Raw genomic sequence first — 24559 nt, 5'->3', positions numbered from 1 at the left:
ATAAGATTTCTAGAGTGATTTTTAAGCTAAAATTCGGGTTCCTACTGCAACACCATTAAATAATGTCGTCAGTTTTTCAGCATGGCGCCAGCTTGCAATTTCAACAGGTCGTCCTAACGTTTTAGCTGCTTCCAATGCCGCATTTACTTTCACTATCATGCCGTCAGTGATAATGCCCTGATCGATTAACATTTGTGCTTTTTCAGCTGACATCTCAGCAATCTTCTGACCTTTACCATCTAAAATGCCACTAACATCAGAAAGCAGAACTAAATCAGCACCTAATGTTTCAGCAATAGCAGTTGCCGCTTGATCAGCATTCACATTCATCAGCTCACCTTTTTCAGTCATCCCGATAGAACTGATAATAGGTAGATAGCCAGCACCCAATAATAAATTGAGTAAATCAGGAGAGCCGGGAGTTGCATTTCCTACATGGCCTAACTCTTCATTGATTTGAGTGACTTTAGCTAATTGTCCATCACCCAAAGAAAGCCCCACCCCATTAAGCCCAAACTTGGTTGCCCACGATAACAAGGTTTTATTGGCACTTCCGGCAAGCGCCCCTGTAATAATGTCTATCTGATCTGCAGGTGTGACACGAAGACCTTGCTTTTTCACCACAGGCAATTGCAATTTACCCATTAACTCATCCACCAAACAGCCACCACCATGTACGATGACTAAAGGACGAGAATGTGTTGAGCGATATTGTTGTAATGCAGTGAAAAACCGCGTTAACGCTTCTTCATTATCAAGGAGTACACCACCCAGTTTGATAATTAATGGTTCCATGAAACTTCCCTACTCATTATTTAAATAAGTGATTCGGTTTCAGCGAAACCAAACCGAATGTTCATACATTGCACTGCTTGTGCAGCAGCTCCTTTCAGCAAGTTATCTTCAACACCTACCACAATCAGATGTTCACCTTGCTGAGCAAATCCGATATCACAAAATGCAGTTCCTACAACGGCTTTTAATGCAGGCAATCCTTTTTCATAAACACGTACTAATGGTTTATCTTGATAAGCATCTTCAAAGACTTGTCTTACATCCTCTTGTGTCACGCCTGCTTTTAACTTACAGGTGATAGTGGCTAAGATCCCTCTCGCAAAATTGCCTAAATGAGGTGTAAAAATCACATCAATACCCAGATGTGTTGCAATTTCAGGTTGATGACGATGAGTAAACACGCCGTAAGGTTGCAAACTCACTTCACAAAAACTGCTGGTTAAGGACGCTTTTCTACCTGCACCACTCACACCACTAGTCGCATTAATAACAGGCCACTGTGCTGTATCTAAAAGTCCCGCTTCCACTAAAGGTTTTAGTGACAGCTGAGAGACGGTTGGATAACAACCCGGCACAGCAATTAATTGCGCCTGACTAATAATGTCGGCATTCCATTCAGCTAATCCATAAACGGCCTGTGATAACCAATCAGTATTCTTATGCTCGAATCCATAGTATTGTTGATAAAAATGCTTGTTTTGTACTCGATAGGCGCCGGACAAATCAAATACCACACAACCTTGCTCTAAAAAGACTGGGGCAATGTCATGGCTGACTTCATGAGCAGTTGCGAGAAAAACGATATCAATGTTTTCAGCAGCTTTAGCAACATCAACCATCGGCTCAAGTGGCAGATCCACTAAACCACGATATTGTGGATGAAGTTCAGAAAAGCACTTTCCTGCATCTGCACTTTGAGCTGATACCATCAGTCTGCTCAAATTCACATGAGGATGCTGCTGAAGATAGGCGGCTAATTCAGCGCCAGTGTAACCACTTGCTCCTACAATCAGAGTATTTAACATGTCATTCTTACCTTGTACTATGAACACAAACCGATTAATGTATTTTTATTCAAAAAAAGTGCATGAATATTGATACTATTATGAAGAAAGGCTGTCAACAGTGAATATTAAATTACCTACATTTATTGAGATTTATCGTCAATTAATTGCAACACCCTCTATCAGTGCTACAGACGCTAAAAACGATCAAAGTAATGAAGCACTGATTAACTTACTTGCTAATTGGTTGGAAACATTAGGTTTTTCAATTGAAATTCAACCTGTACCTGAAACACGAGGCAAATTTAACCTTCTAGCAACATTAGGAACGGGAAAAGGTGGATTATTGCTCTGTGGCCACACTGACACAGTACCGTTTGATGACGGTCGTTGGACGCAAGATCCTTTTACACTGACAGAAAAAGAAAATAAGTTATATGGCTTAGGCACTGCTGATATGAAGGGATTTTTTGCCTTTATTCTCGATGCATTGCGAGATGTAGACACTAAGACGTTAACTCACCCTCTTTATATTCTCGCCACTGCTGATGAAGAAACCTCTATGGCAGGGGCACGTTATTTTGCTGCTAATACGGCAATCCGTCCTGATTTTGCCATTATTGGCGAACCCACATCGCTAAAACCTATCCGTGCACATAAAGGGCATTTATCAAATGCGATACGTATTACTGGACAATCAGGACACTCTAGTGATCCAGAAAAAGGCGTAAATGCGATAGAGTTGATGCATGAATCTATTACTCACCTTAGTACACTGCGCGATACGTTAAAAACTCGCTATAACAACCCTGCATTTGTTATCCCTTATCCTACGATGAACTTTGGCTATATTAATGGTGGTGATGCAGCAAATAGAATTTGTGCTTGTTGTGAATTGCATATGGATATTCGCCCATTGCCGGGATTAACGTTGCAAGATTTGGATGATTTACTTCACGAAACATTAGCCCCAGTCAAAGCACGTTGGCCGGGTCGTTTAAGTGTTGAGGCATTACACGATCCTATTCCGGGTTATGAATGCCCAACCGATCACAAAATGGTCGCGGTGATCGAAAAACTATTAGGTGAGAAAGCGCAAACAGTGAATTACTGTACTGAAGCGCCGTTTATTCAAGATCTCTGCCCTACCTTAGTTTTAGGCCCAGGTTCTATTGAACAAGCACATCAGCCTGATGAATTTATTGATATGGCATTTATTGAGCCAACGCGTGAATTAATGGGGCAATTAATTGAAAACTTCTGTTTAACAGAGAAAACTCAATAATGAAAAAACCCTATCAGCTTATGTTGATAGGGTCTGGCCTATTGATTTACGATTTGTACTTATACTCTAAATAATTCAAGTTGCAGGTAGGCGATTAGCGTAACCAATTAGTTTTGGCTAGTTGAACAATTTCATCACCTCTACCATTAATAATCGCTTTCATCATATACAGGCTAAAACCTTTTGCTTGTTCAAACTTCACTTCAGGAGGCATTGAAAGCTCTTGTTTTGCAGTGACTACATCTACAATCACAGGACCATCATGTTCAAAGGCTTCTTTAAGTGCATTATCTAAGTCTTCACCTTTTTCTACTCGAATACCTTTAATACCGGACGCATTGGCAATAGCAGCAAAATCTGGATTATGTAAATCCGTGCCATCCGTTAAATAACCACCGGCTTTCATCTCCATCGCGACAAAACCTAATACACTGTTATTAAAAATAATCACTTTGACTGGTAAATTCATTTGAGCTAATGAGATAAAATCACCCATTAACATGGTAAATCCGCCATCACCACACATTGCTACAACTTGGCGTTTTCTATCTAACGCCTGCACACCAATAGCTTGAGCCATCGCATTTGCCATAGAACCATGATTAAACGATCCCAGTAAACGACGTTTTCCATTCATTCCAACATAACGAGCTGCCCACACTGTTGGTGTTCCAACATCACAGGTAAAAATGGCATCATCATTTGCTAGTTCACTTAATCGACGTGCTAAATATTGTGGGTGAATAAGTTCACGCTCACTGGGTTGTGCAAGTGCATCTAGATCTTGCCGTGCTTTGGCATAATGTTTTAATGAAGCGTCAAGGTGAGTGGTATCTGTTTTCTCTTTTAAACGAGGCTGTATCGCATTTAGTGTTGCTTTAATATCGCCAATCATCGCCATATCGACATGACAATGTGAACCAAGACTGCTTGGATTAATATCAATTTGAATAATATTGGCTTTTGATGGATAAAATGCCCGATAAGGGAACTGCGTACCTAATAACACCAAAGTGTCGGCATTTTCCATCGCATGATAACCCGATGAAAAACCAATTAGCCCAGTCATTCCTACACTATAGGGATTTTTCCACTCAATGTACTCTTTCCCCCGCAATGCGTGTACAACAGGGGCTTTTAAGGTTTGAGCCAGCTTAATCACTTCATCGTGAGCTTGAGCACATCCTGCACCGCACATTAAGGTGATATTTTTTGCATTATTCAGTGCATCGGATAGTTTTTCAATTTCGAAACGATTAGGCATGATGAGTGGAAATTGTAACGGATACCAATTTTCATGCGCATCTTCTGGGGCTGGTTTTAGTGCAACATCCCCCGGCAATACAACAACTGCAACCCCTTTTTTCAAAATAGCGGTTCGCATCGCAATGGCTAGCACTTGAGGGATCTGCTCTGGATTTGAGACTAACTCACAGTAATGACTACATTCGCGAAAAAGTTCTTGAGGATGTGTTTCTTGAAAGTAATTGCTACCAATTTCAGCAGAAGGAATATGCGCAGCAATGGCTAACACAGGAACATGATTACGATGGCAATCAAAAAGCCCATTGATAAGATGTAAATTTCCCGGTCCACAAGAGCCAGCGCAAACCGCTAATTGGCCATTAACTGCTGCTTCTGCCCCTGCGGCAAATGCCGCGACTTCTTCATGGCGGGTTCCCATCCACTCAATTGTTCCCATCTTTCGCAAGCTATCACTTAATCCATTGAGAGAATCGCCTGTTACGCCCCAAATACGTTTTACACCTGCATTATGGAGTACTTTAGCAATATAAGTTGCAACGGTTTGCTTACTCATGGTGATATTTTTCCTCAGTTTTGGGTAAATTGCACCTCTGCAAGCTACACTTATCTCCTTCCCATATTCTGTTTCTTTTCCTCACCAGCTTGCAGAGAAAATCATCTCACTAACTCAAATATAAAGAATAACACCAATCACTATAATGTCACTGTCGTGATAAAGTAAGCACTGATAAAAATGTAAAAATAAAATATCACTTCCAAATACATTCATTAAACTTATAATAACCGCACCAAATAAGAATATATCTCATTAATAACGTATTATTATTTACTAAGTGGTAGACAAAGTTTATTTATAGGATTATTTTAATAATTAAAATAATTTTTAATTATTATTTTTCTCTTCACATCTTTATTAACAATTAAGCTGACTCATTTCAGCCTTACCCACTGTCTTTATTAAAAAATTTAACTTTCTTCTATTTGTTAATAAATTTATCACCATTGTATTATTTCATGCCCCATGAAAAAGAGGTATGAAATAAACATGACATTGGTCACGCTACCTTTTGCTTTTTGTCCTCTAGAATAAAGCCTGATTATTTTTCAACGGAGATTAACGGATGGACAAAAGTAGAAGTCCGATAAAGGTTTTCTTTATTAGTATTCTGGCAGTCCTTTTCTTAATTTTTATTTCACAATATGTCATTGGTAAAAAAGAAATTAAGATTGGCATTGCGGTAATACCTATTTTACCAATGCTATTTGCTGTAATTATTGGTATGTGTATATCTGCTGGATTTACCCGTAAAAAAATTAAAGTATGGGGTAAATTATTCACAGAAAAAGAAGAAGGCTTCTGCGGTAAAATGGTAGGTTTCAGCCTGCTTATTTTAGGTACACAATATGCAGGAATGATTGTTCCTAATATTAAAATGATTTTAAGTGTCGGTATTCCTTTATTTGTTCAGGAACTCGGAAACTTATTACCAGTATTAATTGCAGTTCCATTAGCCATTAAATTTGGATTTGGTCGTCGTGCAATTGGTGCTTGTTCATCTATTAGCCGTGAACCTTCTATTGCTGTTATTCAAGGTAAGTTTGGTACAGGCTCTCAGGAATATATTGGTGTATTAGCCATTTATTTATGTGGTTCTGTTATCGGTACTTTATGGTTTAGCGTATTAGGCAGTATTGCTCCATTAACAGGATTGCATCCACTTGCGCTTGCAGCAGGCTCTGGCGTGGGTTCAGGTTCAATGTTAAGTGCTGCATCAGGCGCATTAATTAATGGTCTTGATGAAGCATTAGCACAGCAAGTATTGAGTGTTGCCGCTGCATCTAACTTATTATCTTCAGCACTAGGCGCACTGTCATTAACCTATTTAGGTTTACCTCTTTCAGAAAAAATTTATAAAATTTTCACCAGAGGCAAAACTGCATGAAAAATATAATTATTGATATGAAATTTGTATTCGTTGCTATTTTACTGGCAATGTTTACTCAGACGTTAACATCAGGGATCGCTCTTTATGCAATGTGGGATAGCTTTATTGCTATGTCATTAGTGGTATTTATTTCACTCGTTGCAAAACATTATTTACCTTCATCTTTACCAACATTTGCTTACGCAACAATTATCGGGATACTTATTTGTTTACCCGAAACTCCGGTAAGAGATTTCTTTATTAGTTCTATTGGTAAAGTTTCTTTCTTATCTTGTTGTGTCCCTTTATTAGCATTTGCTGGTTTATCTGTTGGTGGTCAATTAGAAGAACTTAAGAAAATGTCATGGAAAGTTATTCTTATTTTCATGATTGTTTCAACTTGTTGTTTCTTTGGAGCATCAATCGTCGCGCAAATTGGATTTACTATGCAGGGAGTTATCTAATGAATAATATTTACAATGTCAGTGAAAAACTCTTTCAATTAAATGACTTTAGTAAAAAAACACGACAAGACTTACACAAAATACCTGAGCTATCAGGTGAAGAATATAAAACATCTAAATACTGTCGTGAATTAATGGAAAGTTTTGGTTATCAAATTAAAACTTTTGATGGATATACTGGCTTCACAGCAGACTTAATTGTTAATTCTGAATTTCCATTAATTGCTATCCGTGCTGATATGGACGGATTAGAAATGCCAGACTTAACGAATAATGAACATAGTTCAGTTCACCAAGGTTGTGCACACAACTGTGGTCACGATACTCATATGACTATGGCATTAACCAGTGCTAAATATCTTGCCGAAAATAGAGAAGAGATGAGCTCGAACGTTCGCTTTATTTTCCAAATGGCTGAAGAAGATATGCGTGTACCTGGCGCTGAAAAAATGGTTGAACTCGGCTGCATGGAGGGCGTTGATGAAACTTACGCACTTCATAATGATGCAGCGATTGAAACAGGTTGTGTTCGCTTTAATGATGGTGTGATGTCATCTTATGGCTCAGCATGGACATTAGATGTTTATGGTGTTTCTGCTCATGGTTCAACACCACACAAAGGTTTAGATGCTATTCGTGAAGCAACACGCTTAATTGATTACATGGATTACGTTGTTGCGAAGAAAACAGATCCATTTAGCCCTGCTGTCTTTGGTTGTGGCATGATCAATGGGGGAACAATCCCTAATGCATTAGCTGATCACGTACAAGCTCGCGGTACTATCCGTTCTATGGATGAAAATACCGACCAAGTGCTGAAAGCAAGTTTTGATGAAATCGTTGCACGCAGTACAGCTGGCGGATTTAAAACAACATTAAGCTATAGCGGATACCCTGCTGTTGTGAATCACCCAACTGCACATCAGCGTTTATTAGATGCGATGCGTAAATTCTTACCAGAAGAAAATATTGAATCGAACGGTAAGCCAATGACAGGTAGTGAAGACTTTAGCTATATGGTTAACGCCACAAAAGGCAAAGTCGGTGCAATGTTCTTCTTAGGAAGTGGTAATCAAGCGAAGGGTATTAATAATTACCTTCACGCAAATCCTTATTTTGTCGATGATGATTGTTTATTAGTCGGTGCTCAGATTTTTGTTAATATTCTGACTCGCTAATCTCGATTATTCTGCCCTAAGCCCGTTATTGCCCCCGCAACAACGGGTTTTTTTATTTTGATATCTATTCTACAACACTATTATTCACATTCACTGAGCGTAAATCAGGTAATCCTTGGTATACCTCTTTACTGTGCCATTGGGTTTCCCATTGCTCAGGCATCTGAATAATATTTCTATCAATATGTGGCGCATAGAGAGAAATAAACTCATGCATATAATCTTTCATATGGGTGTGTTTACTAACACAGATATGGGTATAACTCGGTTGCACTAAATGATCGATATTAATACATTTTAATGCACCACCATCTTCTGTCTCATCATAAGAGGCTGCCGCAATAACACCGATGCCTAAATGGCGCTTAACATAGTATTTAATAATCTCCGTATCCGTCGCTGTTAACGCCACATTAGGCTTAAGATTATTTTTATAAAATACCTTGTCTAATTTAGATCCCCTTGTAAAACCAAAAACATAAGTAATCAGCGGATACTCTGCCATTTGCTCGATGGTAACCTGCTCATCGTCTTTCAATAAAGCAAGAGGATGGTCATAAGGGACTAATAAACTGCGAGTCCAACGATAACAAGGCAGTGTAATGAGATCTTCATAAAGGTGCATAGATTCTGTTGCGATAGCAAAATCCACATCGCCATTTTTAACCATCTCTGCTAGTTGAGCAGGTGCCCCCTGATGAAAATGTAGAGAAATATTAGGGTAATAGCGACGAAAGTGATCAATCACATTCGGTAATGAATAACGTATTTGAGTATGTGTTGTTGCAATATGTAAATCGACTTTTTTATTACGATCTTCTTCAGCCACAATGCTTTTGATTCGGTCAACCTGCCCAAGAATATCGCAAGCAATTTTATGAACCTCTTTACCCATTAGGCTTAAGGCTAATAAGTTATTATTTTTACGCACAAACAGTGACACATTTAATTCATCTTCTAATATTTTTAGTTGCTTACTGATTGTCGGTTGTGAGGTATAGAGTTTTTCAGCCGCATTAGTAATGTTGAAATTATTTTTTACGACTTCAACAAAGCTTTTCAGTTGATTAATGTTCATAGAGGTACCTGGGTTAATCTGCACAAATGCGCGGTTAATTATTAATTTTATTAATTTTTATTCTAACTATGAGTAATGGATAAACTATCTTTAATATCTCTGTCGTGATATCTCATCATACTATCTTGATTTAGCTTTATAATAAGAATAGCGAGATCTATTCTATTATCCACACTTTCACTTTAACTATTCGAAAGAATAATAAAGCAAAATAAGGTGTTATTATTTTCTACTTACCGATCAACCTTTGTATTATGCATAATACTCATACAGTTGCGTTAGCCTGAATCAAAAAACAACAAACCAATCTAATACCTTGTTATTAAAATAAAATTTTAATTTTTCTCTTATTGTTTTATTGCAAACACTTTTAGTTTACTTAAGCCAAATTTACAATCACTAACACCATAAATTTTACAGAAATACAGAATTACGTTATGATATTGATCACGTTTTAATACTTAGAGGCTATGTTTTGTTATATCAAAACAACGAAGAAAACATCCTAATATCTTATTCAATCTCATCTATACTTAATAAATATTCTCTTATCTATTAGCTTAATATCACTATTTAATTTTGGTAGAAGTAAGCTGTTTTTTAGTGAATTTTTATCACTCACTCTTCTCGCTAACAAATAGTCACTTCATTTCTTTTAATTAATTGAATAACAAGAAATTACGAATACCTTAATAAAGGTCACTTAATATGAAAATGAAGAAAAAAAGAAACAAACCTCTACAAATCAATGATATAACTATTATTGATGATAGTAAGCTCAAAAAAGCCATTACTGCTGCCGCATTAGGTAATGCCATGGAATGGTTCGACTTTGGTGTTTACGGCTTCCTAGCTTACGTTTTAGGTCAAGTATTCTTCCCGGGAGCATCACCTGGCGTACAAATGATTGCTGCGCTCGCTACATTCTCCGTTCCATTCCTTGTAAGGCCATTAGGTGGTGTTGTATTTGGAATGTTAGGAGATAAATTTGGTCGCCAAAAGGTTTTATCTGTCACCATTATAATAATGGCACTCAGTACGTTTGCCATTGGTTTGATCCCCGCTTACGAAACCATCGGTATTTGGGCACCAGTCTTATTATTACTCGCTAAATTAGCACAAGGATTCTCCATTGGTGGTGAATATTCAGGAGCAGCAATTTTTGTTGCTGAATACTCACCAGACCGTAAACGTGGATTTATGGGAAGCTGGTTAGACTTTGGTTCTATTGCTGGTTTTGTTATGGGTGCGGGTGTCGTTGTACTTATTTCAACCATTATGGGAGAAACAGCATTTCATGAATGGGGATGGCGTATCCCGTTCTTCTTAGCATTACCATTAGGTCTTATCGGCTTATATTTACGTCATGCTTTAGAAGAAACTCCAGCATTCCAACAACACGTTGATGAAATGAATAGCGACGACCGTAAATCTATCCAAGATCCACCTCGTGTTTCATTACGTGAAATCGCATCGAAATATTGGAAAAGCTTAACCGTCTGTGTAGGTTTGGTGATTGCCACTAACGTGACCTACTATATGTTATTAACTTATATGCCGAGTTATTTATCTCATAACCTAAATTATTCGGCAGATCACGGTGTGCTGATCATCATCGCGATTATGATAGGTATGTTGTTTGTACAGCCGGTCATTGGGTTACTGAGTGATAAAGTTGGTCGTAAGCCATTTGTTATCGGCGGTAGCATAGGGTTATTTATCCTTGCCTACCCTGCATTTATGATGATTAACAGTGATGAAATCGGCTTAATTTTCTTAGGTCTATTAATTCTTGCCGTCCTACTCAACTGTTTTACTGGGGTTATGGCATCAATTTTGCCGGCTATTTTCCCAACCCATATTCGTTATAGTGCATTAGCGATTGCTTTTAATATTTCGGTACTAATTGCAGGGGCAACACCAACAGCGGCAGCTTGGTTAGTTGAAGCAACCGGTGATTTATATATGCCTGCTTATTACCTGATGATTGTCGCTGTTGTCGGCTTGATAACAGGTATCAAGATGATCGAAACCGCAAATAAACCTTTACGAGGTGCAACACCTGCGGCATCGGATAGATCAGAAGCTAAAGAAATTCTGTCTGAACATTATGATAATATCGAACAACGTGTTGAAGATATTGAAGCAGAAATAGAAGCATTACAGAAAAAACGCCAAGCCCTAATCGATCAACATCCTAAGTTAGATTAAGAGAGGTTACATGCACCCGTCTTCTGTTCATTTAGTCTGGTTTCGTAATGATTTAAGAGTGACGGATAACAAGGCACTCTTTAACGCCTGCCAAGATAAACAAGCACAGGTGCATGCTCTTTTCACCGTAACGCCTGAACAATGGAAAGTTCACAATATGGCTTTGTCATGTCAGGCGTTTATTCATGATGCTTTACTTGATCTTTCAATATCGCTGGCAAAACTTAATATTCCACTGACAGTAGTGATTAGCGATACTTATTCAAATGCAGCCGATAAAGTTGCTGAATATTGCCAACAACATCGAGTTACCGCGCTTTTTTTCAATCACCAATATGCCCTTAATGAACAACGCCGTGATAAAAAAGTTACTGAGTTACTAGAAAATAAAACAACCATTTATGCTTATCATGACAATGTGTTTATTCCACCGGGTAATGTAGTCACACAACAAGGGGAGATGTATAAGGTTTTTACTCCCTTTAGAAATGCATTTTTACGACTCTTTTTTTCACAAGATAACGCTTCGTTACCTATCCCAGAAATAAGAGCACATCAAGAAACAGTATCTCCTTTAAAAGCGCCGCTTTTTTCACTTGAAAATACAAACGCATCTTCTTTTGTCGCCACGGAAGAAGATGCACTTAAACGCTTAAAACAGTTCTGCTATGAAAGTGTTCCACATTATGCAAAATGGCGAGATATTCCGGCAGTTGATGGCACAAGCCGATTATCTCCCTACCTTTCTGTCGGTCTGTTATCTATTCGCCAATGTTTTAATCGCCTTTACCAAACTGAACCTGGTTTCTTAGAAAACAGTACATCAGGTGCCTTTGTGTGGTTTAACGAGCTTATTTGGCGAGAATTTTACCAACACTTAATTGTCGCTAATCCTCATTTATGCAAACACATTGCTTTTCAGCTTTGGACAGAAAAAATTAATTGGCGTAATGAACAAGATGAATTTAACGCTTGGACTCAAGGCTTAACAGGCTTTCCAATTATTGATGCAGCAATGCGACAGCTTAACCAGACAGGTTGGATGCATAACCGCCTACGTATGCTCACGGCGAGCTTTCTTATCAAAGACTTGTTAATTGATTGGCGTTGGGGTGAGCGTTATTTTATGTCGCAACTTATTGATGGCGATTTCGCATCAAATAATGGGGGTTGGCAGTGGGCCGCATCAACAGGAACAGATGCCGTACCTTATTTTCGAATTTTTAATCCGACGACCCAAGGACGAAAATTCGATCCTGATGGTGAATTTATCCGCCATTGGCTTCCAGAACTCGCCAATGTGCCTAATCGATATATTCATACCCCTCACGAATGGTCAGCAAAAACTAATAATTCACTCGATTATCCATTACCCATAGTTGATCACGCAAAAGCACGAATAAGAGCGATTGAGTCTTATGAAGAAGCAAAAAAAGGGTAAGATAGTAAAACTTTATTTATCGATAACTGGCTCAATATTGTGAAAACACCCCAAATTTCTGTCATCGTTCCTATGTTTAATGAAGCGTCTCGTATTACGAGATTATTGGATAGTGTGATCACTCAAACTTTCACCGATATTGAAGTCATTATTATTAATGATGGTTCGACAGATAATAGTGCTGAAATCGCAACATCTTATTGCCAAAAAGATGCACGAGTGAAGCTTTATCATCAAACTAATCAAGGATTATCCAGCGCAAGAAATACGGGTTTAAAATATGCTCAAGGTGAATGGATAGTTTTTTTTGATAGTGATGATTTTATTAAGCCTGAATTACTCGCACATTGGTATCAATTAGCTGTTACCCAACACGTTGATGTTTTAATTGGCAATGGTGAACGATTCAATCCAAGTGATCTTAAAAAGCACCAAAGACCAATCCACCAACGACAGCCTTATCAACAAGTTATAAAAGGTAGTGAGTGGATCATCCATGCCGTTACTCAACATCAATGGCCACATTTCGTTTGGTTACAATTAACTCGGCATGACTTAATAAAAAAACATCAACTTCAATTTATTGAAGGTCTTTATCATGAAGATATTTTGTGGACAATGCAATTAGCGCTTGTTGCAGAGCGAATAGGTTTTGATAACCAACCTCTCTATTATTACTGTGCTAATCCTAACTCTATTACACGTAAACCCGACCAACAAAAAGAAGCCCAACGAACACAAAGTTATTTGCAGATAATCTTACAGCTATTAAAAGAAGCAGATAAACAATCAGATCAGTTATTAGCAAAAGCACTCCGCCAACAGGCAGTTCGTGAATTAGGCAGTTTTTTTATTCTTTTTCGTAAATGTTGTGATGCAAAAAATCAAAAAATAATCGCAAAACAATTTTCTACCTACTCTTTATTTTTCCCTCTCAATAAAGGCGTAAATAATTGGCATCAACGCTGGTTTATTTTTCGTGTTAACTGCATTTTATTTATCGCATCTTTGAAATAAATAAGCATAAAAAACAGCGCTGTTATTAAGCGCTGTTTTTATTTCTAAATATTGGTGACTCTAGCCGGTATTACGCATACCTGCGGCAATACCCGCAATTGTTACCATTAGCGCTTGTTCAATACGTGGGTCAGACTCGCTATGTGTACGAGATCGCTGTAATAACTCAGCCTGAAGTACGTTTAATGGATCGGTATACACATTACGTAGTGCAATAGATTCAGCAACCCATGGTAAATCTGCCATTAAGTGCTCATCTTTTGAAATGGCTAAGACACTCTTAATATCATCGGAAAGCTGTTGACGTAATTTAGATCCTAATGGCCATAAACGCTCTTCAACTAAACGTTGATCGTAATATTCCGCCAACCATAAATCCGCTTTAGCGTACACCATTTCCAACATCGCAATACGTGTATTAAAGAACGGCCAGTTCTCACACATATCGTCTAATACCGCTTGTTTTCCACTATCAATTTCATGTTGTAATGCAGCGCCAGCACCCAACCAAGCAGGTAGCATTAAGCGGTTTTGAGTCCATGCGAAGATCCACGGAATAGCGCGCAAGGTTTCAACACCCCCGGTTGGGCGACGTTTTGCAGGACGTGAGCCTAATGGTAGTTTACCCAACTCGCCTTCTGGCGTTGCCGCTCTAAAGTAAGGAACAAAGTCTTCTTGTCCTCGTACATAGTCACGATACATTGCACAAGAAACGTCAGACAAGGAATCCATTACCTCAATCCAAGGCGCTTTTGGCTCCGGTGGTGGTAATAAATTCGCCTCTAAGATTGCGCCTGCATAGTGAGCAAGACTGCTGATGGTGACTTGCGGTAATCCGAACTTAAAGCGGATCATTTCGCCTTGTTCTGTCACACGCAGGCCACCTTTTAAACTTCCTGGTGGTTGAGAAAGTAATGCTGCATGTGCTGGCGCGCCACCACGACCAATCGTACCGCCACGTCCGTGGAATAGTGTTAATGTCACACCCGATTTTTCACAGAGCTTAATTAATGCATCTTGAGCACGATATTGTGCCCATGATGCAGCCATCACACCCGCATCTTTTGCTGAGTCTGAGTAGCCAATCATCACCATTTGTTTGTCATCAATTAAATCGCGATACCAAGAAATATCAAACAAACGAGTCATTACGCTTTCAGCGTTATTCAAGTCCTCAAGTGTTTCAAATAAAGGAGCTACTGGTAATCGAATATTCGCGCCAGCTTCTTTCAGTAATAGTTTTACAGCTAATACATCAGAAGGCACTTTTGCCATTGAAATCACATAAGAGGCGATAGAATCTTTAGGTGATTCAGCAATCACACGACAAGTCTCAAATACTTCTTGAGTCGCTGCACTTGGTTGCCAATTAGTTGGGATCAGTGGGCGCTTAGAACTTAATTCTTCAAGTAAGAATGTTTGTTTCTGCTCTTCAGACCAACTCGCATAATCACCAAGCTCTAAATACTGTGTCAATTCAGAGAGTGCTTCTGTGTGATTGGTACTTTCTTGGCGAATATCGAGCTTAACTAGCTGTAAGCCAAAACAACGAATACGACGTAATGTATCTAACAGTTGCCCATTGGCGATAATACGCATACCACACTGAGTCAGTGATTGATAGCAAGCGTATAACGGCTCCCAAAGTTGGGCATTATCAATTAACAGCCCTTCAGGAGGTAGAGATTGCTGTCCTTTAATGCGTTGTTCTAAATAATCACGAGTGACTTGTAAGCGAGTACGTAATTGTTTAGCAATTTCACGATATGGCTCAGCAACTTCAGCACCACCTGCTAATTCGCGCAGCTCAGGTGTACTTTCTGTCATTGAAAGCTCAGAAACAAGAACTTGAATGTCATTTAAGAATAAATCAGCGGCTTTCCAACGGCTTAATAGTAAAGCATGGCGTGTGATCTCTGCCGTTACATTTGGGTTACCATCACGATCTCCCCCCATCCATGAGGTAAAACGAATAGGAGAAGCTTCTACAGGTAAGTTGTAATCAATGGATTCTTTAAGCTGCTCATTAAATTCACGTAAAAAAGCAGGAACACCTTCCCATAAGCTATTTTCAACAACCGCAAACCCCCATTTCGCTTCATCAATAGGTGTTGGGCGAATTTTTCTAATTTCATCAGTGTGCCATGATTGGGCAACTAACTGACGCAGACGGCGCATAATATTAGTACGCTCATAATCTGCTAGATCATCGTGGTCGAGTTGAGATAAACAAGTATTTACCTCAACCAGCTTATGAATAAGTGTACGACGTGCGATTTCGGTTGGGTGCGCCGTTAATACCAGCTCAATAGAGATTTGCTCTACCGCTTCTTTTAATTGCTCGTCGGTAAAATTCTTATCTTTTAGTCTGGTGATCAGTTTTGCCAATGCCACAGGATTACTCGCCGCTTCACCGTGAGGTGAAATGCTATGGTATTGTTCTGCCACATTCGTCAGGTTTAAGAATTGATTGAATGCTCTAGCAACAGGTAATAATTCATCATTAGAGAGATTCTGTAACGTCAGCAACAGTTTTTGTCGCTGAACTTCATTACCCGCTCGTGATGATTTAGATAATTTTCGAATAGATTCAACTTTATCTAAAATTTCTTCACCGAGTGCTTCTTTTATCGTATCTCCAAGTAGCTTGCCAAGCATACTGACATTGCTACGCATAGCAGAATATTGTTGATTCATAAGACTCCTGACCTTGTCTTTGTGGCGGTAACAACATGCTTCTTCCTATTAGAAAAGTCATGTCCTCCCAGTTGTGTAATTAACTTTCATTTCTGATGTGACTTTATTTTGATTTTTGTGATAAGCCACACTGCTTTTTTTACTTAGCTTACTATTCATATCAGAAAATAATCGTTTTGGGGGATTTTTCTGAAATTTAATTACGGCTTTAGTCTTATAAGAATGGCTAATATTCATGCTGTTCTAGCTCAATTTTAGCAAGAATAAGGACTTTTTTTTGTTTCTTATCTACTACGAAGAGTTTTTTACTAAAAAGGGGAAGATACGTGAAAATTTATCTGGTGAAAAATTTAGATGATTTTTTTTAATATTGATAAATTGTCTGGTCTGCTTTTTTGATTTTTAGCTAATTTCGCTGGTGGGGCTATAACTCGTGTTTCTATTTCATCGCTTATTTTTATTCTTTTTTACATTTTTACTAGATCACGATTTCCGATTAAGATTTTCATAAGATAAAAACGAATAAAGCGCTGAATATCAGCGCTTTAAGTTAAGAATAACGAATTTTCTTTCAGTAAATTAAATTGTCTGTTGTAAATAATGTGGTTAATCGAATTGTACTCTTAATAACGTTCAAACACGTTGTAACCGTACTTCAACTTCCACTCAAGACGCTTAAATTTCACATCATGAGCTACTGACAAAAGTTCTCTTTAGCTTGATGGTTCACCTCCGTCATTTCATTTCTTAGTGGGACAATCTGTCTTACTACTTTTGACATCAATCGCTCCTTTGTGACTAGAGATAATTCAAGTATAGCTAAAGAATTTAAAAAAATTGGGTGATATGACACAAAAATGACAAAAGATTATCAGCAAAAAATAACCTGCTGATAATCTTTATAAAAGAGAAAAATTTGAATTACAGTAACTGAGAAAGGCGGTTTAAATCTGACTGAATTGCGCCTGCGGTCACGTCTCTGCCAGCTCCCGGCCCTCTGATCACAAGAGGGTTATCACGATACCAACGGCTTTCAATCGCAAATAAATTATCACCTGGTAATAGCGAGGCAAGAGGATGATCTTTTCTCACAGCTTCAACACCGACTTTTGCTTTACCATTAGCATCAAAACGGGCGATATAACGTAATACCATATCCATTTCATTTGCGGCAGCTAATCGTTGTGCCATTTGTTCATTGATCAATGCACTGTTATCAAAAAACTCTTCTAGCGATCCCGTTTCAGCTTGTACAGGTACTAAAGATTCAACTCGGACTTGTTCTGGTTCGATGTCATAACCAGCTTCACGAGCAAGAATAACCAGTTTACGCATCACATCTTGCCCTGATAAATCGATTCGTGGATCAGGCTCGGTTAATCCTTGTTGCCAAGCCTGTTCCACCAGCTCACTGAAAGGCACTGTGCCATCAAATTGCAAGAATAACCAAGAGAGCGTGCCAGAGAAAATACCGCTAATTGATAAAATTGTGTCACCACTTTCACGCAAATCACGCACCGTATGATTAATTGGTAAACCCGCACCGACTGTTGCGTTATATAACCAATGGCGACCTGTTTTAGAAAAAGCATCTCGTGTGGCACGATAACGTAAACTTGAAGCCGAGCCAGCAATCTTATTTGCACTGATAACATGAAAACCGTAGCTAGCAAAATCTTCATAAGAGGCAGCAAGAGACTCATTAGCCGTAATATCAACAACCACTAAATCATCATAAGGGTGAGCTCTCATCCAAAGATACAGCGACTCTTCATTATGCTCTGTCGCTTCCTCATCAAAGAAAGCCAATGCACGGCTTGGATTAATACCTTGATAATCAAGTAAACTACGACGGCTATCAACGACACCCGCAAGAATAAATTCAAAATCACTACGTGCTGACAAAGGCTCTTGTTCGCGAGCAAACAATTCTAACCAACGTGAACCAATATTTCCTTTACCAAACAGCACTAAGCCAATCTGTTTTTCAGCTCTAAATAGAGTTTGATGTAAACCTTGCAGTAGATGCTCGGTATAATTACGTAACACTGCAACTAAGCTGATGTTATCTTCAGCATGCCAAATAAATTCAACCGGTTGGTCTTTAAGTTGTTGATAGAAACGATGACAATGGAGTGGATTTTTACAAACACCTGCACCGACTAAAGCTACTAGTGAGAAGCCTTCTCGTAGATGTAATTTTCCCGGTAAAACCGCATCTTGTAATACATCTAATGCACTGTTAGCGACTTCACTGGTATAGCAAAGCTGTAAAAGTTGGCTGTCTTTATCAACACCCGTAGCTAAAGGACGGATTTGCGCACGTTTAAGTAATTCATCAACCTCTTTCGCCACTTGTTCAAAGTTTTGATGAGATGGAAGTTGGAGTTCAATCAAACAAACATCATCATGGCTAGTAACGATTTTAGCACCCGTACCTGATGCCAAAACACGTTCTATACGAGTTGAACCCTGTTCTGGTTGATAACTACAACGAAGTTGCAAATCAATATTACTGCCTGAAACGGGTTGAAGTGTACGTGTATGTAAAACCGGCGCGGCCAATCGAGCCAATTCGCTCGCTTCATCTAAACGCAACAATGGTAATAAACAAGCATCTTTTACTTTGCGAGGGTCTGCACTATAAACACCCGCAACATCACTCCAAATTGTTACTTTACCGACATCCGCTAAAGCACCTACTTGTGTTGCAGAGTAGTCGCTGCCGTTACGACCTAATAAGACCGTTTCACCTTGTTGGTTGCGACTAACAAAACCGGTTACGACAAAACGGCTTTCGGGATGTTTAGCTAATAGTGATTGTAATAATGGACGAGATAAAGTTTCGTTCACTTGAGGCTGAGCTGCTCTCTCAGCACATAAAAATTCACGCGCATCTAACCACACACTAGGTAAACCTTGCTCTGTAAGCAATTTCGCCATTAATCTTGCAGACCAAATTTCACCGTGACCGACAACTTCTGCATAAGTCGCGTCTGTAATCGGTTTATCCAACAAATAGCTTAAGCGTTCAAGATCAGCAATAAAGGCTTGAGAGAGTAATTCTGCATTCTCTTTTGAAAGTAGCCCTTCAATTAAAGATAACTGGTAACGACGCAAAGCTTGCTGAACTTGATGGGCAGAAATACGATCACTTTGGCTAAGTTTCAGCCAGCTAATCAACTGATTCGTCGTCGAGCCCGCCGCAGAAACCACCATTAGGTCATTAGGTTGGCTATAGTTCGTCATGATATTCACGACACGTTGATAACATTTTATGTCCGCAAGACTGCTACCACCGAATTTATGTAACTGACGGCAAATCGGCTCCGCCTGTTGTTTAATCGCCACTACGCTCATGATCCATGGTTACCTTTTAGTTGCTGCATCAAACGCACTTTGCAAATCGTTGATTAAATCCTGACTATCTTCAATACCCACCGAGATACGAAGTAATGAGGGGCTGATCCCTGCTATTTTTTTCGCTTCTTCTGACATACCTGCATGTGTCATGGTGGCAGGGTGACAAATTAAGGTCTCTACCCCACCTAAAGATTCTGCCAGTGTAAAGAGTGTTAATTGAGATAAAAAGAGTTTAATCACATCCAATCCCCCTTTTAACTCAAAACTTAACATCGCACCGAAACCTTGTTGCTGTTTTTTTGCTATTTGATGACCAACATGATTTTTCAGTGCGGGGTAATACATTTTTTCGACTAAAGGCTGTGTTTGTAAAAACGCCACTAATGCCTGTGCATTTTCTTGTTGAAGTCGAATTCGAGGCACTAATGTTCTTATACCTCTTAATAATAAATAGCTATCAAATGCGCCAGAAGTGACGCCAATATTATTCGCCCACCAGCTTAGCTCCTCAAGCTGTTTCTGACACTGACAGATAACAACACCTGCGACAATATCTGAGTGTCCATTGAGATATTTTGTACATGAATGCACAACAATATCTGCTCCTAATGCTAATGGCTTTTGCAAAACAGGGCTCATAAAGGTGTTGTCTGCAACCACTAGAGCACCTTGCTGATGAGCAAGCTCACTTATTTTTTGAATATCCGTTATTCTTAAAAGAGGATTACTTGGTGTTTCAATAAAAACAATTTTGGGGTGATGCTCTAAAGCCTGCTTAAGTGCGACATCATCATTTTGATCAACAAAAATCACACGGTAGGCACCACGCGCTTGTTGACTGTTAAAAAGACGATAACTTCCCCCATAACAATCATGAGGTGCAACAATCACATCGCCAGGTTTTAGAAAAACAGTGCAAATTAAATGAATTGCTGACATTCCACTACTAGTGACAACTGCGCCTACGCCACCTTCTAGCTCTGCTAATGCCTTTTGCACCATATCGCGTGTTGGATTACCTCGACGAGAATAATCATGATCGCGAGGCTGATTAAATTCTAAAAAGTTATAGGTACTAGAAAGATAGATAGGCGGTACGACACAACCAAATTGAGTGTCTTCATTTAGCCCATTATGGATAGCAATTGTTGCTGTTTTCTTCGTCATACAGGCACCTTGTCACAGCGATAAGTGGAGAAATCGACAACAGCATATCCAATTAGACACCAAGACGTCAATACATCTAGCCATCTAAACTCCTTTACGGATAGATTAAGTAATGGAATAATACATAAATTAAGAATATCGCCAGTGACTGTTACTTTTTCTCTCACCTTCAGCCAGAAGGGTCGGTGGTTTTAGAAAAGTCATGATAAACTGGTATTGCCCATCAGAATGTGGGTTAACCCTATTCTGACTTCAACTAAATGATATTAATTAAGGTAATCCATGGCTGAATGGAATGGTGAATATATCAGCCCTTACGCTGAGCATGGCAAAAAGAGTGAGCAAGTTAAAAAAATTACAGTTTCAATTCCATTGAAAGTGTTGAAAATTTTGACTGATGAACGCACTCGCCGTCAGGTTAATAACCTAAAACATGCAACCAATAGTGAATTATTGTGTGAAGCATTTTTGCACGCATTTACCGGACAGCCTCTCCCAAATGATGAAGACTTACGTAAAGAACGTAACGATGAAATCCCTGAAGAGGCAAAAGAAATAATGCGCCAGCGCGGGGTTGATCCCGATACTTGGGAGTATTAATCAGCGTCAATTTTTGATTTATTGCTTGATTAACACGAACAAAAAAGCCCAAAGCAAAAACTTTGGGCTTTTTTTCAATTCCGAACTGTCTGCAAGATGCCAGACTAGGCTGACATCTTGTGACAACAAATATCTTATTTGCTGCCTGGAATTTTGAAGCGTTTGTTGAACAGATCAACACGACCACCAGTTGCAACATCACGTTGTTTACCAGTATAGAATGGGTGGCATTTGTCACAAACGTCCAGATTCAGGTTATGACCTGCAGTGGAGTTGATTTTCATAACGTTACCGCAAGAGCAAGATGCAGTAATTTCTTCGTATTTAGGATGGATATCTTTTTGCATGGAAAACCTCTACTAAGGCCGTGTCGCCATTCAGCCCACAGCCGAACACCACACGTCGTGTTGATTGAAATTAAGTGTTTGGTAATTTATCTACCAAAGGGGGCGGATCATACAGAATATCCACTAAACGCGCAATGAAATCTGCACACTTTTTGTGATATTCTTAAGGTCACCTTTTCGCTAAAACTCTCGGAAACCCTGATATGACTATAGTTCAGGTAATTTTACCTGTACCACTGTTCTCCTCTTTTGATTATCTGTTACCAGAAGGGATCGACACGCCTTTTGTTGGTAGTCGAGTGATCGTGCCTTTTGGCAATAAACGTCGCTCTCTTGGTATTGTCAAAGGACTCAGTACACACAGTGAGTTTCCTATCGAAAAGCTAAAGCCTATTGATGAAGTCCTTGATAGCGAAACACTCTTTCCGGGGGTTCTATGGGATATGTTAAATTGGGCATCCGCTTACTATCACTATCCTTTGGGAGAAGTGTTATTTCACGCTATGCCAATTTTATTAAGGCAAGGGAAACCCGCAGAATTCACCCCATTATGGCAATGGTATGCCACAGAAGAAGGGATTAATCTCGACCTCAATAGTTTAAAAGGGGCGAAAAAACAGCAACAAGCCTTAGCAGCCCTTCGCCGTACACCGTTATATCGCCATCAACTTGATGAATTTGAGATCACAACAGCAACACTCAATAACTTAAAAAAGAAAGAGTTTGCCGATCTCCGACCTATTCAACCGACGCCTATACACTGGCAAAACAGACTTGCTGTTCAAGGTGAACGCTTTAAATTAAACACAGAACAAGCTATTGCCGTAGGAGCAATCACTGCCCAGGCCGATCAATTCTCACCTTGGTTATTATTAGGTATTACAGGATCAGGAAAAACGGAAGTTTATTTAAGTGTTTTAGAAAAAATTCTCGCACAAGGTAAGCAAGCCTTAGTTCTAGTGCCAGAGATTGGCTTAACACCTCAAACAATTCGCCGCTTTAAGGCTCGCTTTAATGCCCCAGTAGATGTGTTGCATTCTGGTTTAAATGATACGGAACGCTTAGCTGTTTGGTTACGTGCAAAGCGAGGTGACAATGCCATTATTATCGGTACGCGTTCGGCACTTCTAACCCCTTTTCAGCATCTTGGCATTATCATTATCGATGAAGAACATGATGGCTCTTATAAACAACAAGATGGTTGGCGTTACCATGCACGTGATCTCGCCGTTTTTCGTGCAAAGCAAGAAAATATTCCTATCGTAATGGGAACCGCAACCCCATCAATTGAAACCAGTTTTAATGTTGAGCAAAAGAAATATCAACAACTCACACTAACTCAACGTGCAGGTAATGCAAAACCTGCAACAGAGCATTTAATTGATTTAAAGGGGCAACCTCTGACAACGGGATTGTCTCCAATTCTTATTAAAGCGATAAAAGAGCACCTTAATGCAGGTAACCAAGTGATGCTCTTTTTAAATCGCCGTGGATTTTCTCCTGCATTGTTATGTCATGAATGTGGCTGGATAGCAGAATGTCCTCGCTGTGATCACTATTACACTCTCCATCAAAAACATGGCATGTTACGTTGCCATCAATGTGATAGTCAGCGACGAATTCCAGCACAATGTCCACAATGTGGCTCAACGAATTTAATGCCGGTAGGATTAGGAACAGAACAACTTGAGCAAGGGATTGGTGAATTATTTCCTGATACGCCAGTGACGCGAATTGATAAAGATACAACAAGCCGCAAAGGCGCTTTAGAGCAACAACTGGAAGATATTTATCAAGGTGGTTCACGTATTCTTATCGGTACACAGATGTTAGCCAAAGGGCATCACTTTCCCGATGTCACCTTAGTGGCTTTGCTTGATGTGGATGGCGCTCTGTTCTCCAGTGATTTTCGTGCAGCCGAACGCTTTGCTCAGCTTTATATACAAGTGTCAGGTCGCGCTGGCCGTGCAGGTAAACAAGGCGCGGTATATTTACAAACTCACCAGCCTGATCACCCTCTTTTGCTGACACTATTAGAAAAAGGCTATGAGGCTTTTACTAAAGAAGCTTTACAAGAGCGGCAAGCAACTTTTTTACCTCCTTATTCGAGCCATATCATGATCCGCTCTGAAGATCACAATAATCAACGTGCGCCTCAGTTCTTGCGACAACTCAAACAGTTTTTTGAACAACATCCAATGCGAGACACTAATTTGTGGGTAATGGGGCCCGTTCCTGCAATTCAAGCTAAACGAGGTGGAAATTATCGTTGGCAATTATTGCTCCAGCATCCTTCTCGGGGTTATTTACAAAAATTAATGTCTGTCACTTATCCTCAAATTGTCGCCTTACCTGAGAGTAAAAAAGTGAAATGGAATATTGACGTCGACCCAACAGATTGTTAAGTGTCTTTTTCAACCTAAGTTGAATGTATTTTAGCCAGACGTATGTTGAGGGTATAGCTTCGCTCGAATACTCGTTACCACCCAAGACTATTTATCAATTTTGCGAACTACCTCATAAAAACGATTGGTATCACACTTTTTATGCAAACTAGGTAACAGAATCTATTTAAAAAGCGGGTAGAATAACAATTTAGAATATTTCTTGAATTAAAAACCGTCGATAAAATCCTTTTTTGAATATTGGCGGTTTTTTTGCAATAAAAAAGCAATCGTTTAACTAAACCATCCAAAAGGGAGGTATGGGGTTTGCAACAGA

17 protein-coding genes are annotated in these 24559 nt (G+C 39.2%); 9 read left to right on the top strand and 8 right to left on the bottom strand.

The genetic code is table 11. The features are described 5' to 3' along the window. Positions 1 to 21: 21 nt before the first annotated feature. Both argB and argC read right to left on the bottom strand, forming a co-directional pair. The gene (gene argB, locus GTH25_RS00505) at positions 22 to 795 is read right to left on the bottom strand and encodes an acetylglutamate kinase (RefSeq protein WP_088494073.1); all 774 of its coding nucleotides are present in this window, start codon (positions 793 to 795) and stop codon (positions 22 to 24) included. Positions 796 to 815: 20 nt separating this feature from the next. Beyond that, positions 816 to 1820 carry an N-acetyl-gamma-glutamyl-phosphate reductase gene (gene argC, locus GTH25_RS00500; RefSeq protein WP_075672976.1) on the bottom strand — a complete coding sequence of 335 codons (1005 nt, stop codon included), beginning with the start codon at positions 1818 to 1820 and terminating at the stop codon, positions 816 to 818. A gap of 100 nt (positions 1821 to 1920) precedes the next feature. On the opposite strand from argC, the gene argE reads away from it, so the two are divergent. After that, positions 1921 to 3084: an acetylornithine deacetylase gene (gene argE / locus GTH25_RS00495; protein WP_075672977.1), complete on the top strand. Its 1164-nt coding sequence runs from the start codon at positions 1921 to 1923 to the stop codon at positions 3082 to 3084. A 94-nt stretch (positions 3085 to 3178) separates the two neighbouring features. Here argE and poxB read toward each other — a convergent pair whose 3' ends face one another. Continuing rightward, the gene (poxB, locus tag GTH25_RS00490) at positions 3179 to 4903 is read right to left on the bottom strand and encodes a ubiquinone-dependent pyruvate dehydrogenase (protein ID WP_075672978.1); all 1725 of its coding nucleotides are present in this window, start codon (positions 4901 to 4903) and stop codon (positions 3179 to 3181) included. Positions 4904 to 5471: 568 nt separating this feature from the next. Between poxB and GTH25_RS00485 the strand changes: the two genes are divergently transcribed. From GTH25_RS00485 to GTH25_RS00475, 3 genes are read left to right on the top strand one after another with little or no spacing between them, the layout of a single operon-like run. Beyond that, a complete protein-coding gene (locus GTH25_RS00485; protein WP_023583450.1) occupies positions 5472 to 6293 on the top strand; it encodes a DUF3100 domain-containing protein in 822 nt (273 codons plus the stop codon). Then, positions 6290 to 6739, top strand: a complete 450-nt coding sequence (locus GTH25_RS00480; protein ID WP_075672979.1) for a hypothetical protein — start codon at positions 6290 to 6292, stop codon at positions 6737 to 6739. Before GTH25_RS00485 ends, GTH25_RS00480 begins: the two co-directional genes overlap by 4 nt. Then, positions 6739 to 7917 (top strand): M20 metallopeptidase family protein, encoded by a 1179-nt coding sequence (locus GTH25_RS00475; RefSeq protein ID WP_075672980.1) that lies wholly within the window; start codon positions 6739 to 6741, stop codon positions 7915 to 7917. Before GTH25_RS00480 ends, GTH25_RS00475 begins: the two co-directional genes overlap by 1 nt. A gap of 64 nt (positions 7918 to 7981) precedes the next feature. On the opposite strand, the gene GTH25_RS00470 is transcribed toward GTH25_RS00475, so the two are convergent. Next, positions 7982 to 8995, bottom strand: a complete 1014-nt coding sequence (locus tag GTH25_RS00470) for a LysR substrate-binding domain-containing protein (protein ID WP_164530263.1) — start codon at positions 8993 to 8995, stop codon at positions 7982 to 7984. A gap of 708 nt (positions 8996 to 9703) precedes the next feature. Between GTH25_RS00470 and proP the strand changes: the two genes are divergently transcribed. Genes proP through GTH25_RS00455 form a run of 3 tightly spaced genes read left to right on the top strand, consistent with a single transcriptional unit; the run spans position 9704 to position 13664 of the window. Beyond that, positions 9704 to 11206 (top strand): glycine betaine/L-proline transporter ProP, encoded by a 1503-nt coding sequence (proP, locus tag GTH25_RS00465; protein WP_075672982.1) that lies wholly within the window; start codon positions 9704 to 9706, stop codon positions 11204 to 11206. Positions 11207 to 11216: 10 nt separating this feature from the next. Next, on the top strand, positions 11217 to 12647 hold the full coding sequence (gene phrB, locus GTH25_RS00460) for a deoxyribodipyrimidine photo-lyase (RefSeq protein WP_099659461.1): 1431 nt from the start codon (positions 11217 to 11219) through the stop codon (positions 12645 to 12647). A gap of 39 nt (positions 12648 to 12686) precedes the next feature. After that, complete coding sequence (locus GTH25_RS00455; RefSeq protein ID WP_099659462.1) at positions 12687 to 13664, top strand: glycosyltransferase; 978 nt, start codon at positions 12687 to 12689, stop codon at positions 13662 to 13664. Between the two features lie 60 nt (positions 13665 to 13724). On the opposite strand, the gene ppc is transcribed toward GTH25_RS00455, so the two are convergent. The 3 genes from ppc to metB all read right to left on the bottom strand — a co-directional run bounded on the left by ppc (position 13725) and on the right by metB (position 20891). Continuing rightward, positions 13725 to 16361 (bottom strand): phosphoenolpyruvate carboxylase, encoded by a 2637-nt coding sequence (gene ppc, locus GTH25_RS00450; RefSeq protein ID WP_075672985.1) that lies wholly within the window; start codon positions 16359 to 16361, stop codon positions 13725 to 13727. Between the two features lie 921 nt (positions 16362 to 17282). Continuing rightward, the gene (locus GTH25_RS00445; protein ID WP_164530262.1) at positions 17283 to 19721 is read right to left on the bottom strand and encodes a bifunctional aspartate kinase/homoserine dehydrogenase II; all 2439 of its coding nucleotides are present in this window, start codon (positions 19719 to 19721) and stop codon (positions 17283 to 17285) included. Positions 19722 to 19730: 9 nt separating this feature from the next. Beyond that, positions 19731 to 20891 (bottom strand): cystathionine gamma-synthase, encoded by a 1161-nt coding sequence (metB, locus tag GTH25_RS00440; RefSeq protein WP_099659465.1) that lies wholly within the window; start codon positions 20889 to 20891, stop codon positions 19731 to 19733. Positions 20892 to 21173: 282 nt separating this feature from the next. On the opposite strand from metB, the gene metJ reads away from it, so the two are divergent. Further along, positions 21174 to 21491, top strand: coding sequence for a met regulon transcriptional regulator MetJ (gene metJ, locus GTH25_RS00435; RefSeq protein ID WP_006534139.1), 318 nt, complete (start codon positions 21174 to 21176; stop codon positions 21489 to 21491). Positions 21492 to 21625: 134 nt separating this feature from the next. Here metJ and rpmE read toward each other — a convergent pair whose 3' ends face one another. Beyond that, positions 21626 to 21838 carry a 50S ribosomal protein L31 gene (gene rpmE / locus GTH25_RS00430; RefSeq protein WP_006534140.1) on the bottom strand — a complete coding sequence of 71 codons (213 nt, stop codon included), beginning with the start codon at positions 21836 to 21838 and terminating at the stop codon, positions 21626 to 21628. A gap of 203 nt (positions 21839 to 22041) precedes the next feature. Between rpmE and priA the strand changes: the two genes are divergently transcribed. Further along, positions 22042 to 24243 carry a primosomal protein N' gene (priA, locus tag GTH25_RS00425; RefSeq protein WP_164530261.1) on the top strand — a complete coding sequence of 734 codons (2202 nt, stop codon included), beginning with the start codon at positions 22042 to 22044 and terminating at the stop codon, positions 24241 to 24243. The last annotated feature ends 316 nt before the right edge of the window (positions 24244 to 24559 follow it).

Source organism: Proteus terrae subsp. cibarius (assembly GCF_011045835.1).
Classification (GTDB): Bacteria; Pseudomonadota; Gammaproteobacteria; order Enterobacterales; family Enterobacteriaceae; genus Proteus; species Proteus cibarius.
This window is presented reverse-complemented; position numbering and strand designations above follow the sequence as displayed.